Raw genomic sequence first — 17,348 nt, forward strand, 5'->3', positions numbered from 1 at the left:
ATTATATCAAATGATTGTAAGGGTTTTCATAAGAATTTGTAAAATTCTCATTGCTTTTGTAAAGATAGGTAAGAAGTCTGGCTTTATTGTTAAGTTTTATCTATTGCATGTAAATATAGCTTCTATTTATAGAAGTAATATTTACAAAGTAGTTTCTATAAACTTAGTAATCTTTAGCGGTATCAGTCGTCAACCTATTTTTCCACTAATGACAATTAGAGCTAACAGTAATTTACTGAGACCGTCAGGTTTTCAGGTCGCTTCGGACGCTTCTTCTGCTGCACTATAATCTAAAGAATAGACACTATCTTTTAATAGATATTCGACCGAAGATACTATTTCATTCTCTTCCTGCTTACTTTATTTCAGAGCATTCTTTTTCTAATCTAAGGCAAATAGGTTTTCAGTCCGCTTCGGACGCATTCTCTGCTGCACTATAATCTAGGGAATAAAGAGTGAGGCTTGTGACTTCGTCACTCGCCCCACTTTCTTTTTTTAGATCATTCTGCGGCGGAAATTCGTCCTTCGCTCCCTTGCAACCTAGACGCTCACAGTTAAGAACGTTTGGTTTACTAGTGAATCGACACTATCTATAAGTAGATATTCGACCGAAAATGATATTTTGGTCTCTTCCTGCTTTCTTCATTTTCAAGACTAATGATTCTAAAAGTGATAGTGGCAGATGCAACCACAATTGCACAAAGAAGTATCTATACTTTGTAAAAATCTTTATAAAGAAAACAGTTGATTGTAGTGGAAGATGGCGACTCCAGCGGGAATAGCATGAGCTGAAGACCCCACAGACAACAAGTTGTGGTTCCACAACTTGTTTGCTCGTCGAGGAGACTGAAGCCATGCCCGCGGAAAGCGTCCATCTGAAACGGAAATCAACTGTTACTTTGCCTAATCTTTCCGTTGAATAAAAAAAGGGAACTGCCCTTAGTCATATATTATGACTAAGGGACAGCCCCTTACCTTTTGTTATAGATCGCCCAATTTGTCTAACGCACGGTAAAGCATAACTGCTGCTTCAGCACGTGTTGCGTTATCTTGAGGAGCAAACGTATTGTTACGCTTACCTGCAACGATACCCAATGCAACTGCTTGTTTAACACTTAGTTTCGCATATGAACTGATTTGACTATCATCAGCAAACATCTTAGACGTATCTAAGTTATTCAATAATGAAGCATCTTCATATTTCACTGCACGAACAACAATTGCTGCAATTTCTTCACGTGTGATTGGAGCATCTGGATCAAATGTTCCATTTACTTTACCACTAATGATTCCAGCGCGAGCTGCCGCTTCAATTGCTGCAAATGCCCAAGCTTTATTTGAAGATACATCCGAGAACGTACCTGCATAAGCTTTTGTTTCTAACTCAAGAGCACGTGCTATTAACACCGCAAATTCAGCACGAGTTAACTTAGCTTCTGGCGCAAATAGTTCTGACGTTTTACCGAAGCTAATACCCTTCGTCGCTAACGCTTCAATTTGCACTTTAGCCCAGTGGCTAGCAATGTCATCGAATGTTACTGGTGTTACCGGCGGTGTTACTGGTGGTGTCACCGGTGGCGTTACTGGCGGTGTTACTGGTGGTGTTACCGGCGGTGTTGGCGGATTGATTACCGGTGGTGGTGTTGGTGTAACGACCACGTCTGATTTCATAACCGAAATATTTTGAGTTGCTTCATGACCTACTAAATCAACTACTCTAAGTTCAAAGTCATTTTTACCATTTACTAATGGAAGAACTACATCAACTGTTTGACTGTAACCTAACATTGCATATGGCTCTGAGATTGCCTTCGCGAACACTTCGTTACCATTTAGGTATAAGCGTATTTCATCGAAGTTATCTCCAACTTTTACTTTGATCGTTGGATTTGGAGAAGTTGTTGTAACACCAGTTGGAACTGTTGTCGAAACTGCTTCTACCGTAGGTAATGTTGTATCAACAAAGATTTTACGTGAGATGTCGAATGAGTTACCGTGTTCATCAGTAGCTCCAACTCTTACATTTTGAACGCCGTCAGCAAATGTAACTGTCGTAGAGAACTTAGAGCCATCGAATGAATCTACTTCTTTACCATTTACAGTTACTGAAGTTACATCTGAAGCATCTTCAACTGTACCAGATACTACTACTTCAGAAGTATCTTCATAGCCGAAGTAATCAGGAGTGTCGATTAAGATAACAGGAGCATTTGCTTCAACTGGATTTGGTGCTTTCGGTAATGTGAAATCTTCAACCGAAACGTTTCCAGCGATATCCCATACTTTAACTGTTACTTTATCGTCGCTAGTTAATGCGCCAGCAATTACATAAGATTCAAGTGTAGCAGCCTCTGTAACTTCAACATCATTTACATAAACTTCAACACGGTCAATTCCTACGCCGCCTGCATTATCTACTGCATTTTCTACAGAAACAGTTTTCGTTTCAGCATCAAATTCAACATCAGCAGTTGGTGCTTTTGTATCTACTATGATTGGGAATTTAATTGATTGCCATTCAGCACCTTCGAAATCAATAACAGCGCGCAATTCGATCGAGTATTGACCATCTGCAGCGGCTTGTCCGTTGATTTTTCCATCCCATCCATTATCTGGATTAAACGTGTATGGTGCTGCAGTAGCAGAACTTGTATAGTGTTTCGTTAAGTTTTCAGCAGTACGAATTGTACGAACTTTATTACCATTTGCATCTAATACATTCACTTCGAAATCTTTCGCATTACGAATTAACGAGTAAACTGGAACTGCTGCGTCTACATTACCATCGCCATTTGGTGAGAAGGCAAATTTCGAAGGATCGAAATCTTCACCTAAAGATGGACCTGAGATATAGTTTCCATCGTTATCTGCTAATCCTTGAGCTCCCCAATACGTTAGACCTTCCCACGCATTGTAGTCAAAGATTGGTGCGTCATCCCATGAACCATTAAATCCGAAGAAAGGAACTGTTAATGCTGGGACACTTGATGTTTCTTCATTTGGATCTTCAAGCATTACTAATCCATCAATGAAGAATCCGTTTGTGAATGTTTCGAAGCCTGCCATATCTTTCAATGCAGATGCATCAACAGATACTTGGATTTCTACTTCTCCATTTGCAGCGATTTCAACTGTTTCAGGAGCTTCTACATCAACTAAATCCGTTACAATATTAGATCCATAATCATTCGGAACTACTACATCATAACCAGATACTTTTGCCGCATAATCTGTTTGAAGTTGAACGTTTACATTGTAGTTTTTCACTTCATCTGAATAGTTTTTAGCTGTTAACGTGAAATTGAATTTACCATCTTTGATTTCTTTTAATGCCACTTTCGCTTCACCAGTTGCTTTGTTTGTTACCATTACATCTGTCTCTAAAGCGTTTGCAAGTTGCATAATACCAGCACCTTGACGACGTGGAGATACGTATTCAGTTAATCCATCATACTCACTTAAAACAACTGGTTTTGCAGTGTTCATCATTAAGTTTTTAGCAAACTGCACGCGAGCTGCGCCAGTTAAGCCAAACTCTTCATTTACACGTTCCATCACTAATGCTGTACCGCCGGCAACATGTGGAGCTGCCATTGAAGTACCACTCATTAGTCCGTAAGTGTCATTATTTAATGTCGAGAAGATATTTCCACCTGGAGCTGTAATTTCAGGTTTGAAATCTAAGTTCGGTGTAGGACCCCAAGACGTAAATGTACTCATTTTACCTGCAGAAGGACTTGCTGTTTCTAAATATTCGCCATCGAAACTAACAGTTACTTCTTTAGCAGCATCAAGAGCAGCTTTTAGTGATAGTCCATCAGCTTGAAGTGCAGACATAAACGGAATTTTGATCTCTGAACTAGATGCCATGCTGATTGTACCTGATGTATTGTTATAAACAATAACACCAGCTGCTCCAGCTGCTTGTGCATTTAGACCTTTTTCAACAAATGAAATGCTACCTCGTGATATTAAAGCGAATTTACCTGTTAAGTCTTTACCTTCGAAATCAGCAACAGTACCAAAACCTGCGAATTCAACTGGATATTCTTCTAAAGGTAAGTCGTTAGGTTCTGCGTCATTTGCAAGCAAGAACAATGCACGACCAGCCTCAGCACCGTCAAATTCATAAGTGAAACTTGAAGCCTTGATAATGCTATTTTCGAATGAAGCGACACCGAATGAATCTTCAGAAACTGACGGTGATCCTGTTAAACCGTAATCTTGGTTTTCAGCCATTGGATAGAATGTGCCTGAACCGTACATATTTGAGTTACCTGCAGAAATGGCTACTAATAAACCGTTTTCTTGTGCACGTGTTACTGCCATCTGTTCTGGGTTCGAGTTATCAACATACCCTGCAGTTGATCCAAGTGATAAGTTCAGTACGTCTGCGCCAAGTTTAATCGCATCGTCCATTGCTTTCACATAGATGTCTCCGAAAGTTGATGGGAATAATGGATCGTTACCGAATACTTTAAGTGCTAAAAGTTGAGCTTCTGGAGCTACCCCTTTAATCCCACCATTGTCTTCGTCACCGTTCGCTCCAACAGTACCTGAAACGTGCATACCATGCATAGATGCTCCAGGACCGATATCACGAATTTCATTGTTTTCGTCCATATAGTTGTAGCCAAAAGGAACTTTAGCCGTGTAGAATTTACCGTCTTCGATTGAACCGTTGCCAAGTAAACTGCCAACTTCAGCAGATGTGATATCTCCAGATGCATCATCTGTTAGGATCATGTCACGGTGAGAAGGGTCGATACCAGTATCGATTACGCCTACTACCATTCCTTCGCCTTTGAAGTTATATTTTTCCCAAGCTAATTGGGCTTGTACCAACTCTTTTGAGTGAGTCATATCAGGTTTAGCAACAGGACGTGCATATTCAGTAGATTCAGTTACAGCTTTAACCCCTGGTGTATTGGCAATACGTTCAGCATCTTTTGCATCTATTTCAGCAGAGAATCCGTTAAAGACAGCAGTGAAGTTTTCTTTAATTTTCATATTTGAAGCAAATTTCTTAATAGAAGCTTGAACATTTACTTGATCACTTTCGATTGACGCTTCTAAACTAGCACGTTGTGATTCTGGTAATTCTTTATAAAGAACACCCTTTTTAGTAGCAGTTTCAATCGCTGGTGCTTTTTCAAGTTCTACGATGATACGAACTTTTTCACTAGGGTTTTCTGGTGCAATTAAACGAGCAGGTAATTTTGCAGCTGATTTTTGTAAATTAACAGAAGGTACCTGTTTTGATAGTTGTGCTGCTGCAGTTGGAGCCGGTGCACCCATTGATGCCGTACTTAGCATTAATGCAGTTGCCATTGCAACCATCATGCTCTTTCTCGAATTATTCAATATGCTTTCCTCCCTTAATGTGTTTCATAAGCTAGAAGTGAATTGCCAAAAAGAGGGCATCTCTCTAAATTATGTGACAATTTAAAATTTACCATATATTTCGATTGTTGCAAATGTAAAATTGCATTATCTTATATTACATTTGTATTACAATATTCAAATTACTGGTAAAAGTAGATACAAAGAATGCTTATGTGACTAGTCTTGTAGGTTTTATGAACTATTAAATTATTTTTTACGACTAGTATTTTTGGATTATTTTTCTATAAAGTGGGTTATTTTAGGTGAGGATGAAGTTATGCTGGGATAACTCGTGACTATTCGTTCATGCGAGTGGAAATGAGCAGTATTCAATATACCTAGTAAATCTATTAGGTGGTTTAGTATTTTATTTATTATTCGGATATATCGGTTAGTAAATTTTGTAAGTTGGTGTTTAGGGAATTGGAAGAAAAGACAGGTAATTTCTTGTTTTAAGTCGCATTTGGCCACTGGCTAGTATATTAATTTAAAACCTCATCCTGCATTCATTGCTGAGTAATAGGTTTTCAGTGCGCTTCGGACGCTTCTTCTGCTGCACTATAATCTAGGGAATAAAGAGTAGGGCTTGTGACTTCGTCACTTCGCCCGACTCTATTTTTTTAGATCATTCTGCGGCTGGGAATTGGCCTTCGCTCCCTGAAAACCTGAACGCTCACAGTTAAGATCGTTTGGTTTACTAAAGAATAGACACTATCTTTAAGTAGATATTCGACCGGAATGATATTTCGGCCTCTTTCTGCTTCTAAACCTTCAAGACTAGTGATTCAAAATCTCAATATAGAAAACAGTTGATTGGAGTGGAAGACGGCGACTCCAGCGGGAATAGCATGAGCTGAAGACCCCACAGGCAACAAGTTGTGGTTCCACAACTTGTTTGCGACGAGTAACCGCAGGAGCAGTTGTTTTTTGCTCGTCGAGGAGACTGAAGCCATGCCCGCGGATAGCGTCCGGCTGCAACGGAAATCAACCTTCACTTGGCCTAACCTTCCCGTTGAAGCTACCACACTAAATTAAAAAGGGAACTGTCCTTAGCCATATGACTAAGGGACAGCCCCCTACTTTTTTTATAGATCGCCTAGTTTGTCTAACGCACGGTAAAGCATTACTGCTGCTTCAGCACGTGTTGCGTTGTCTTGAGGAGCAAACGTATTGTTACGTTTACCTGCAACGATACCCAATGCTACCGCTTGTTTAACACTTAGTTTTGCATATGAACTGATTTGGCTATCATCTGCAAACATCTTAGACGTATCTAAGTTATTCAATAATGAAGCATCCTCATATTTCACTGCACGAACAACGATTGCTGCGATTTCTTCACGTGTGATATTAGCATCGGGATCGAATGTCCCGTCTTTTTTACCACTAATGATTCCAGCGCGAGCTGCCGCTTCGATTGCAGCAAATGCCCAAGCTTTATTTGAAGATACATCCGAGAACGTACCCGCATAAGCTTTTGTTTCTAAGTCAAGAGCACGTGCTACTAATACCGCAAATTCTGCACGAGTTAATTTATCTTCCGGCGCAAATAGTTCTGACGTTTTACCGAAGATAATTCCCTTCGTCGCTAACGCTTCAATTTGCACTCTAGCCCAGTGATTAGCAATGTCATCGAATGTAACTGGTTTTACCGGCGATGTTACTGGTGGTGTCACCGGTGGCGTTACTGGCGGTGTTACCGGTGGTGTTACAACTGGAACATTAGTAACATGTACATTTACAATCGTTGAGTTTCCTTGATATTCAATGGTGATTTTAGTTGACCCTGCAGCTTTTGGATTTACTAACCCTTTATCTACAGAAGCAATTGCATCATTAAGAACTGAGTAAGTTGCTAAAGCAGTTACATCTGTAACAACATCCGCTTTACCAGTTTCTTTAATCGTTTGTTTAACTGTGAGTTGTTCTTTGTTATTTACCTTTAAGTTAAGTGTAGAAGTGTTCGCTGATAGAGATACTACTGGTGCAGCGACAACTGTTACGTTCACTTCGGCCGTATTGCCACCGTAAGTGATTGTTACTTTTGAAGTTCCCACAGCTTTTGCAGTGATTTCACCTTTATCCACTGATACCACTGCTTCATCTTCTACTACATACGTAGCGTCTGCAGTAACATTAACTCTTGTTTCAACTCCATTATCTGTAGTTACTTCTTCTACAACTAATGTTTCTGAAGTACCTACAGTTAAGTTAACAGCGGATTTGTTCAAGTGTAATTCTACTACAGGTGCTTCTTGTTCATTGACAATAACAAATTCTGAAGTGCCTGAGTTACCAGCAGCATCATCCACTGTTACGGTTAATGTATTGTTTCCACGTAGTGTTGATGGGATGGTCAAGTTAAATGAACCATCTTGTTCCAACGTTATTGGTCCGCTTTGAAGTACTGTGTCATCAGGACCTTTTAATTCAAAACTTGCGTCTAATTTAGTGTTTAAGTCATAGTTTAAACCATATTTCGTCAACTCATTGTTGTAGTCGATGTATTTATCAGTGACTTGACCTGCAAATTCAAAACTTTCTTTATCCGTTACTAAAACTGTTTCAGATGTAATGACTGGATCAGTTGTTTTTACTACTACCGGACCGACATAGTCACCCACTACTGGAGGGTTAGCTGATACCGTCTGACCTGAGAAGTCAAATGTGTAAAGGCCATCTGGAATTGTTGCTAATGCAGATCCCGGAGTCCATGATCTATATTGTCCTTTTACAGCTAAATTGTAAGAACCTGCTTTAAGAGCACCACCTGCAAATAAGTAACCAATATATCCATCTTCATATTGTCCACCTTCAGGATTCATAATGTCCCAAATTTCAATCAGGGTATTTTTCAAATCACCCGTTACTTTAAACGACAGTAATGCTTCATCTTGCACTCCATCAGCATCAAATGAAAGGTCTGTTTCGCTAATCGTGTAGTCGTTAAATTGTACAGCTGCTGCGCCACCGAAGTCAGCAGCGAATGGTAATGAAATATTTGTTTCTCCATCGGTATTTTTAATATGAATATAGCCAATAATTTCATCACCTGCTGTTGTAGCGGCATTAGCCGAAGCAGTTAATGTAACGTTTAGCATTTGTTCTCCATCCAATGTAAATGTTGGTGAATCAATCGTTAGTTGTGCATCACCGAAAGATTTTGTCACGTCAACTGTTACATTGTATTCTCCACCGTTACCTTGAAGATCTTTAACATTGATTTGTTTTGTTACTGACAGATTTTCTTTTAATGATTGTGGACCAAATGTAACTGTCCCTTTCAAGTTTTCAACTACTGCTCCACTGCCGTCAAGAACAGCTTGGTCAATTGCATAAGCCAGTACATTTGGATGTGCAGCCGCATATGCATCTACTCGTCCTGCACCTTGAGAAAAGACATCATATTTAGTTGTATCTAGAATTTTTGCTGTATTGGAAAGTGCTACTTTTACATCGAACGCATTCCAATTTGGGTTTGCTTGTTTGATAAGTGCGGCAATCCCTGCAATATGAGGTGTTGCCATAGAAGTTCCCGTGTAACGATCAAATGCTTGATCATAAACTGCTTCTGGGAAATCTGCTTGGTACATAGCAATTGATGACATGATGTTCGTACCAGGTGCTGTAACATCTGGTTTGATATCAAAGTTCGGAGTGGATGGTCCACGTGAACTTGAAGAATTTACTTCATCACCAAGTGTGTTAACTGATGCAAAATTACCAAATGTTATGGTTCCTGCACCATTCGTTAATTGTGATCGGATTGCGTCTCCATCTGTTTGAGATAAATCATAGGTTGGAAGGAAAGCAAAAGAATCTCCAAGGAATACCCCAGATTTATTTGGTGCCATCGTTCCGCCAGCAAAGTTGTGAATGAGAACAGCTACTGCACCGTTTTCTTTTGCAAATGCGATTTTATCCACAAAGGCTATTGCCCCACGTGATACAAGGACCACTTTTCCATCAACATCAAGGTCCGTATAATCAGCTGCAGTACCATTTCCTGGAACAGCAACTAAATCGTACTCCCCTTCAAGTTGTGTTGCTACGTCTTGTCCAAATGTTGTTGCCATCAAATCTTGTTGTTTAGAAAGTACATATTCTCCCACTGTGACATTCACTTGCGAATTGTGTTTTGTTTCAGGGTTAGTGGTATTACCAACTGCGATTCCAAGACGTGCAGTTGATGGTGTCCCCATCGTTCCACGATTAGGACCAGAGTTCCCTGTTGCAATAACTGAAATCGTTCCTGCCATCATTGCGTTGTTAATTGCAAAAGACCCACCATCAGTTTCAGAGTTAGCTCCGCCACCTAGTGATAAGTTAATGACATCCATTTCTTCAATTACTGCTGTATCGATTGCTTTAATGATGCCTGATGTTGCTCCACTTCCGTATGCTCCAAGAACACGATATGCATACAGGTCTACTTCTGGTGCAATACCTTGAATACCGAATATATTGTTCCCAGCAGCTGCAATTGTCCCAGCAACATGTGTCCCGTGAGAAGTGTGAAATTCGTTGCCGTTTGCATTTACCAATGGTTTATTTTCTGGGCGTTCAAGTGGCGATGTTTCAGATGCATCATCATCTGCACGTGCTCTAGTATAGTCAGGTCCAGCTACCTGAGGTACAAAGTTTTTACCGCTAACATATACACCCTCGAATTCCGGATGGTCTTTATCAATACCCGTATCAAGCACTGCTACTTTAATGCCTTGTCCTTTAATGCCTTCGTTCCAAAGCTTTTCGATGCCAAGGAAACCAATACTCGTATTCATTGTTGCATCGACTGTATCATCTTTACTTAGTTCAGACGAAGTCGCCGTTTTAGGTGATGTTTCTGATCCTTCAAATGCAGTGACAATTGCGTCTGGTTCTACTAATGTCACTCCTTTAATTTCAAGAAGCTTGTGAAGATCGTCTGCTTTTACAGTTGCAGCGAATCCATTTAACACAGTATCAAACGTGTAGCCTTCTTTAAATGAAATCTTTTTAGAGTTCATTTCTTGTTTGACGTATGCATGCTGTGTCTTCACATTCGCTTTTACTTGAGACGCTTGTAAACTCGTGAATGATTTTCCTGCTAATTCTTTTATCCCTTTTTCAAGAGCTACCGGTTTTACTGATAGATGAACAATAACTGCCACTTGTTCATTCCCCGTTTTACCTAGTAAATCCTTGTGCAGTTTAGGTCCACCTTGTAATACATTTAATTGTTCAGCAACTGCTGCTTTCTGTTGCAAAATGCTCTCGATTTGAGCCTTCTGCTTAAATGGGGTAGCTTGCTGCGTGTTAGCCGATGCAGCAATTGGCGAAAGTAACGACATTGCCAATACGAAAGCCAGGATGCTACTGTAGTACTTCATGAACCTAGATCTCTTCAAATCTCATTTCCCCTTTTTCCTTATATTTACACTTTTCACAGTGCAACAATATCACTCTATCACAAGTCCCATAGATGGAAAAAATGATTTGTCGCTTTTTTCTGAATATGGTATACAATTCGACAAAGGTTATTATTTATCGATAAAAAACGTTGGTTTATACGCATTGAACCTTAGTCAAATGGCATACCTTTATTCAGATTTCGTGACTTTCTCCTTAGGCGTTTCAGATAAAGTTGAACTCCCTTTTTCTCCTTCATTAATTTTGCCTAACTATCTATCGTATGTGGACAAACTTTCATTTATTAATATGTTCAGAGGATATTTGTCATGTGGGGTTTTTATTCGGGTAGATTAATCGGCTTTTTTGCTATGTGTTCAGCTTCACCTGCTGCGCAAAATATCAAGTATCATCAAAAGTGCCAGGAACTTTCACATTCGCGGGACGTTTTTTGTCCCACTCAAAGTGAAGTGCCTGGCACTGATTTTTATGGTTGTTATTTATCTCTCGTTGATTCGTTTACAACAGATTTATTTTATTCCCTTTCGAACCTGGTTTATTCCCTTTCACCCATTTACTCCCAGCGAAACAGGCTAAGTACCTTGAATGGTTGCAGCTGGCCAGCCAACTGCTACTTTTCTGTTAGTGATTCTCTCGCGGGTTCGTTTATAGAGAATATGGCTACTCTGGCAACTTTTTTCGTTTATTCCCCTCGGATTGTGATTTATTCCCCTTCGCTTTGTGTTTATTCCCTTTCGCAGCTTGTTTATTCCCTTTCAATCGTGGTTTATTCCCTTTGGCGATGCCTTTATTCCCCTTCACCCATTTATCTCCATTGAAACAGGCTAAGTACCTTGAATGGTTGCAGCTGGCCAGCCAACTGCTACTTTTCTGTTAGTGATTCTCTCGCGGGCTCGTTTATAGAGAATATGGCTACTCTGGCAACTTTTTTCGTTTATTCCACTCGGATTGTGATTTATTCCCCTTCGCTTTGTGTTTATTCCCTTTCGCAGCTTGTTTATTCCCTTTCAATCGTGGTTTATTCCCTTTCGCGATGTCTTTATTCCCTTTCGCCCATTTATCTCCAGTGAAATACTAAAAGTGCCAGGCTCTTTCACTTTGATTGGACATATTTTGTCCGTTGAAAGTGAAGTGCCTGGCACCCGTATTTATTTTTGTCCATAGGATTTGAATTTAGTAGCCATATGTTTCATTTCTGTTTGATCAAGGATGACCGGATCTCCAAGTGCTTTTGCTTTTACGTATACTTCACAGCAAAATTCGATTTCTTCTGCGATTGCGAAGGCTGTCGAAAGGTTGTTTGCTCCTGCAAGTAATCCGTGGTTTGCTAGCAACACGGCTTGGCGATCTTGCATGGCTTCGAATGCATTGGTTGCGAGTTCAGGGGATCCGAAACTCGCATACTCGGCACATCTCACATTTTCGCCTGCATATGCCACTAGGTAGGAGATTGCTGGCAATTCCCATCTAAGTGAAGCCAGTACGGTGGCGTTAAGCGAATGGGTGTGAACAATGGCGTTGATGTCTGTGCGTTTTACATAGAAAATGGCATGCATTGGATATTCACTTGATGGCTTTTTATCGCCAGCAATGACATTCCCTTGAAGATCGCAAACAACAACATCATCACTCGTCATGATGTCGTAACCAATACCACTCGGGCTAATAATCATGTGGCCTGATTCTCGATTGAAGATGGAGATGTTGCCTCCAGTCCCTTTTGTGAGACCTCTTGAAATGAGCATCTTACAAGAATCGACAATTTCTTTGCGTTCTTTCATATACATATGGTGTCCTCCTTGTTAATCTGATGCGAATAGGTTTTCAGTGCGCTTCGGACGTATTCTTTGCTGCACTATAATCAATAGAAAAAAGGTTGATTTTCGTTGCAGACGGGCGCTTTCAGCGGGCATGGCCTCAGCCTCCTCGTCGAGCAAAAAACAACTGCTCCTGCGGTTACTCGTCGCAAACAAGTTGTGGAACCACAACTTGTTGCCTGTGGGGTCTTCAGCTCATGCTATTCCCGCTGGAGTCGCCGTCTTCCACTCCAATCAACTACCCTCTTTATAAAGATCTATATAACTACAACTAATCTCCGCTTCGGAAAATGAGAGTTACTACATCATCATTTTAGAAAGCACATACACCCTTTTTAAAGAAATAATAAACGGGGGCAGTTCTATACAGCAATTGCTCACTAATCGCCTACGGTAATGCTTCCCTCCGATGAAGAGACACAAATGCTACTTAAATTGTATCTCTCATCAGCAATTTCAGGTTTTCAGTATATGGCGCACGGACAATTCCTTTTTCGGTGATGATGGCTGTGATGTGCTCGGCTGGTGTGACGTCGAAGGCTGGGTTGTAGACTTTTACGTCAGCTGGTGCTGTTAGTTTTCCAAAGCCTTCGATGACTTCGGATTTATGTCTTTCTTCTATTGGAATACCCGCCCCGGTAGCTGTGTTCAAATCAATGGTTGGTGTTGGTGCTGCGACGTAAAACGGGATGCCGTAGTGTTTAGCTAAAATAGACACGCTGAGTGTACCGATTTTATTAGCAGTATCACCGTTTGCTGCAACTCGGTCACAGCCTACGATAACGGCTTGGACTTTGCCTTGTGACATGACCATCGCTGCCATGCTGTCAGTAATGACTGTCACGTCGATGCCTGCTCTGCTTAATTCAAGTGCAGTCAAAGTTGAACCTTGTAGACGCGGGCGTGTTTCATCTGCGTATACTTTAAAATTCCATCCTTTTTCTTTGGCTAAGTACATAGGCGCCGTGGCTGTTCCGTACTTCGATGTCGCGAGAGAGCCAGCGTTACAATGCGTTAAAATTCCGATACCGTCAGATAGTAATGTTAATAAGTTCTCTCCGATGGTGCGGTTGATTTCTTCGTCTTCTTTATGAATGGCTTTTGCTTCAGCTAATAGCGCGTCTTGATAACTTGCGTCCGTTGCTGTAACTGCTGTCATGCGGTCTAGTGCCCAAAATAAGTTAACAGCGGTCGGTCTAGACGTAGCTAAATACGCTGCCGTTTTTTGCACTTCATTAACCAAAGCAGCTTGGTCTAGATCTGCTTTGTAATCTCGTACTCCTAGGTAAACTCCGTATGCCGCCGCGACTCCAATAGCCGGTGCACCGCGGACTTTCATGGTAACGATGGCATCCCACACGCTCTCTGCAGTAGTGAATTCTTCGTAGACGATGTCATTTGGAAGTTTAGTTTGGTCGAGCAGAACGAGCGCGTCGTTTTTCCATTCGATTGGGTTCAGTGCTTCGGTCATTTGTTTTCCTCCTGTTGTGCGTTTTGGAGTGCCGTTATGTATTGGCCGCCTGTTTGGAATGGGTTGAGGATGAGTTCTGTTGCGACTCGTAAACAGAGACGTTCTGCTTTTAGTCGGCTTTCGATTGGTTCAATGGTGGTGATGTCTTTTACTTTTGCTAGACCGACTACGCGACGAGCGAGTTCAAGTCCCGCCATGCCTGCTGTGTCTTTTAGTATGCTTTGGATATAGTGCTCTTTGAAGTCAGCGTTTTTGGCAACGACTTCAGTAGCATGTTCGTCCCAAGCCGTGCGGAATTTCGTTTCGAATAAATCCATGATGTCGAATAAAGTGTTCTCGACCCATTCAGTGAATTCTTTCTGTTCGTAAGCGCGTCCTCTTGCCCATGCAAACATGAGGTTCGCCATGATATTTCCGATGTCATAGCCCATAGGTCCGAAGAATGCGAATTCAGGATCGATGACTTTCGTGTCGTTTTGATCAATGAAGATCGAGCCTGTATGCAAATCGCCATGAACGAGTGACTGGGTGTTGTTCATGAAATGGAACTTCAGTTTTGCGACTTCTACGTGTAGTTCTTCATTAGAATATAGAAGTGTTTGGACGAATTGTTCGTTGCCAGGTGTAATTTCATTACGGTTAAAATTGTTATGGAACGGCTCCGTGAACACAAGGTCTTCCGAGATTTCACACAGTTCAGGGTTGATGAATGTGCGGACTAATTCTTTCTTATCTTTATGGTTTAGGACGACGTCTGAAGTGCGCAGTAATGTGTTCACTAGGAAGTCGGTGATGTGTTCAGCGAAATGTGGGAATGTCTCAAAGTTAGTCAGCGCTGTGCGCATGATTGTCAGCTTCGATAAGTCTTCCATGACGCAGCAGCTCATCGTTTCATCGAGAAGGTAAATTTCCGGAACGAGTCCTGGTGCTAGTTTGTGTTGCAACATTAGTGCTTCCGTTTCTATTTTATTACGGCTAGTTGATAGGACGAATTCGTCTGAAATGCGCGCAGTTGTCCCCGCTTGTTTGACGATGACTGAGTCGTTGGTTTGGTTGTTGATGACACGGTAGACATAGTTTAAGTTGCCGTCACCGATTTCGGTACAGGTAATAGTTTGTGCGTGTTTGAAGGAATCTATTTTGAATTGCACATAGTGGATAACGTCGTCGGTGTTCATGAGAAAGTATTGTTCAAAAGTAGGCATGGCGTTGTGCTCCTTTGAAAGTAGTTTTTTCTATCATATCAGAAGGGAAAGTCTGGGGGTAGTCGTGTCAGGTGGGAAGACTCTACTTCCCTTGATGGAAAAGGTTGATTTCCGCTTCAGACGGACGCTTTCCTCCGATGAAGAGCCACAATTGCCTTTCAAGTTGTGGTCTCTCATCAACACGCAAAAATCTCGCGGGCTCGTTAAAGAAATCTAAGTGAAGTAGGTTTTCAGTGCGCTTCGGACGCATTCTCTGCTGCATAATAATCTAGAGAATAAAGAGCTTGGGCTTGTGACTTCGTCACTCGCCCAAGCTTTCTTTTTTCAGATTATCTTGCGGCTGGAATTCGTCCTTCGCTCCCTGAAAACCTGAACGCTGACAGTTAAGATCGTTTGGGTTACTAGTGAATCGACACTGTCTTTATGTAGATATTCGGCCGAAGATGGTATTTCGGCCTCTTTCTGCTTGGTTTATTTTCAAGATCTTTTTCTGTAATAACATGTAAAAACGCGCTTAGAGGAGGATGTTTATGGGCTATAGCAGAACAACCCTAACACTTTATATAGAATTCTTATAATCTTTCTTTTACGAGTTTATTCTCTATAACTTTTCAGGTGCTTTTCATTATATTTTCTAATCCACTCTATATCTATTGGGCCATTTACAATCTCGTAATAATTTCCAACCAGAATATGGACGTGACCCTTTACTGCGTGAACAATTATGGGATTTGCATCAGAATTTGAAATGGTAAATTCAAAACTGTCTTTATTTAAATGGTCATTAAAAGCCTCTTCATTTACTTTCTTTACTCGGTACTGACTTAAGAACTCTATCAATTCATCGGCTGGTTTCCTATCATTCGTCCACCATTCAGACCATCTGTCTACTGGTATATTATTTCTATCTTTAGTAAATCCGATTGAATAAAAATCAGTTGGTTTATAACTAATTAAGTCATCTATGTTTCTTTCCCTTAAATCATTAAACGTCTTTAAGGACACAATGATGAGTATTAATGTAGTAATTCCAACAATCACGTATGTACGCTTATTTTTTTTCATTCTAATCCCCCAATACGTTCTGATTATCCTTCAAATGGCTTAGGTTGAGTTCCATCTACATCGGTAAAGCCATATTTTCTCGCTAGATCAGCCACCATTATTGCGTCGCCAGAAAACTTTGATACCGTAGAGTCTGTTGCCAATGCCACAACTGCACGACCTACAAATGCTGTTGTTTCCGTTGTTCCATCCTCTGGTCCAAAACCTGAATCTATAACTCTTTCTGTTCTCATCCAACCTGGGCAAACAGCAACGGCTGAAACGTTGTAGTTCTTTAATTCCTTTGCCATTCCTAGTGTCATTCGATTGATAGCATTCATAGCTAAATCATAATATAAATTACCTGAAATTTTGTCCTTGATAAAGAATGTGATATTTACAATTAACCCTTTATGGTGTTGCTTCATCAGTGGTACAGCGTATCGAGTTGTCAGCAAATAAGCTTGCGGTCCAGCACCCATCATCGCATCCCAATGCTCCAATGGTCGTTCCCAAAAATGTCGTCCATCTCCTGATGGTAGAGAACTTTCGGAGCCACCAAATACACTATTAACTAAAATATCAATCCGACCATGTTCCCTTTCAATTTGCTCAAACAGGTTTCTCACGTCATTGTCGCTTGTATGGTCACATCGTATAGCGATGCCTTTACCTCCTCGTGAAGTGACACCATCGGCAGTTTCCTCAATGGTTTCTGATCGATTATCGGTTGTAGCTCCCTTCACACTCCGACCTGTCACATACACCGTCGCTCCTGCACTGCCTAGTTCGAAGGCAATCCCTCTTCCCGCTCCACGGGATGCACCTGTAACAACAGCAATCTTCCCTTGTAATGGTTTCACATTTACCTAACTCCCTTACCTATCTCAATTTTAAATACAGTATATATTTTTGTTCATAAATAGTGATATTCTTCCATGTTTATTACATTACCATATATTTGATTTAAATCCTTTTATTAATAAAATAGAGCACGAAAAAACAAAAAGGCTT

7 protein-coding genes are annotated in these 17,348 nt (G+C 40.8%); all 7 read right to left on the reverse strand.

The window, feature by feature from the left end:
- Window positions 1-981: 981 nt before the first annotated feature.
- A complete protein-coding gene (locus ACFPYN_RS12565; RefSeq protein ID WP_377734643.1) occupies window positions 982-5,364 on the reverse strand; it encodes a S8 family serine peptidase in 4,383 nt (1,460 codons plus the stop codon).
- Between the two features lie 1,106 nt (window positions 5,365-6,470).
- The gene (locus tag ACFPYN_RS12570) at window positions 6,471-10,757 is read right to left on the reverse strand and encodes a S8 family serine peptidase (protein WP_377734645.1); all 4,287 of its coding nucleotides are present in this window, start codon (window positions 10,755-10,757) and stop codon (window positions 6,471-6,473) included.
- A 1,188-nt stretch (window positions 10,758-11,945) separates the two neighbouring features.
- Window positions 11,946-12,584: an L-fuculose-phosphate aldolase gene (locus ACFPYN_RS12575; RefSeq protein ID WP_377734647.1), complete on the reverse strand. Its 639-nt coding sequence runs from the start codon at window positions 12,582-12,584 to the stop codon at window positions 11,946-11,948.
- A gap of 460 nt (window positions 12,585-13,044) precedes the next feature.
- On the reverse strand, window positions 13,045-14,085 hold the full coding sequence (gene mtnA / locus ACFPYN_RS12580; RefSeq protein WP_377734649.1) for an S-methyl-5-thioribose-1-phosphate isomerase: 1,041 nt from the start codon (window positions 14,083-14,085) through the stop codon (window positions 13,045-13,047).
- Window positions 14,082-15,290, reverse strand: a complete 1,209-nt coding sequence (mtnK, locus tag ACFPYN_RS12585; RefSeq protein ID WP_377734650.1) for an S-methyl-5-thioribose kinase — start codon at window positions 15,288-15,290, stop codon at window positions 14,082-14,084. Before mtnK ends, mtnA begins: the two co-directional genes overlap by 4 nt.
- Window positions 15,291-15,884: 594 nt before the next feature.
- Window positions 15,885-16,355 carry a hypothetical protein gene (locus ACFPYN_RS12590; RefSeq protein ID WP_377734652.1) on the reverse strand — a complete coding sequence of 157 codons (471 nt, stop codon included), beginning with the start codon at window positions 16,353-16,355 and terminating at the stop codon, window positions 15,885-15,887.
- A gap of 23 nt (window positions 16,356-16,378) precedes the next feature.
- Window positions 16,379-17,197 (reverse strand): SDR family NAD(P)-dependent oxidoreductase, encoded by an 819-nt coding sequence (locus ACFPYN_RS12595; protein WP_377734654.1) that lies wholly within the window; start codon window positions 17,195-17,197, stop codon window positions 16,379-16,381.
- Window positions 17,198-17,348 lie beyond the last annotated feature (151 nt).

This window comes from Paenisporosarcina macmurdoensis (genome assembly GCF_042658845.1).
In the GTDB taxonomy this organism is placed as follows: Bacteria; Bacillota; Bacilli; order Bacillales_A; family Planococcaceae; genus Paenisporosarcina; species Paenisporosarcina macmurdoensis.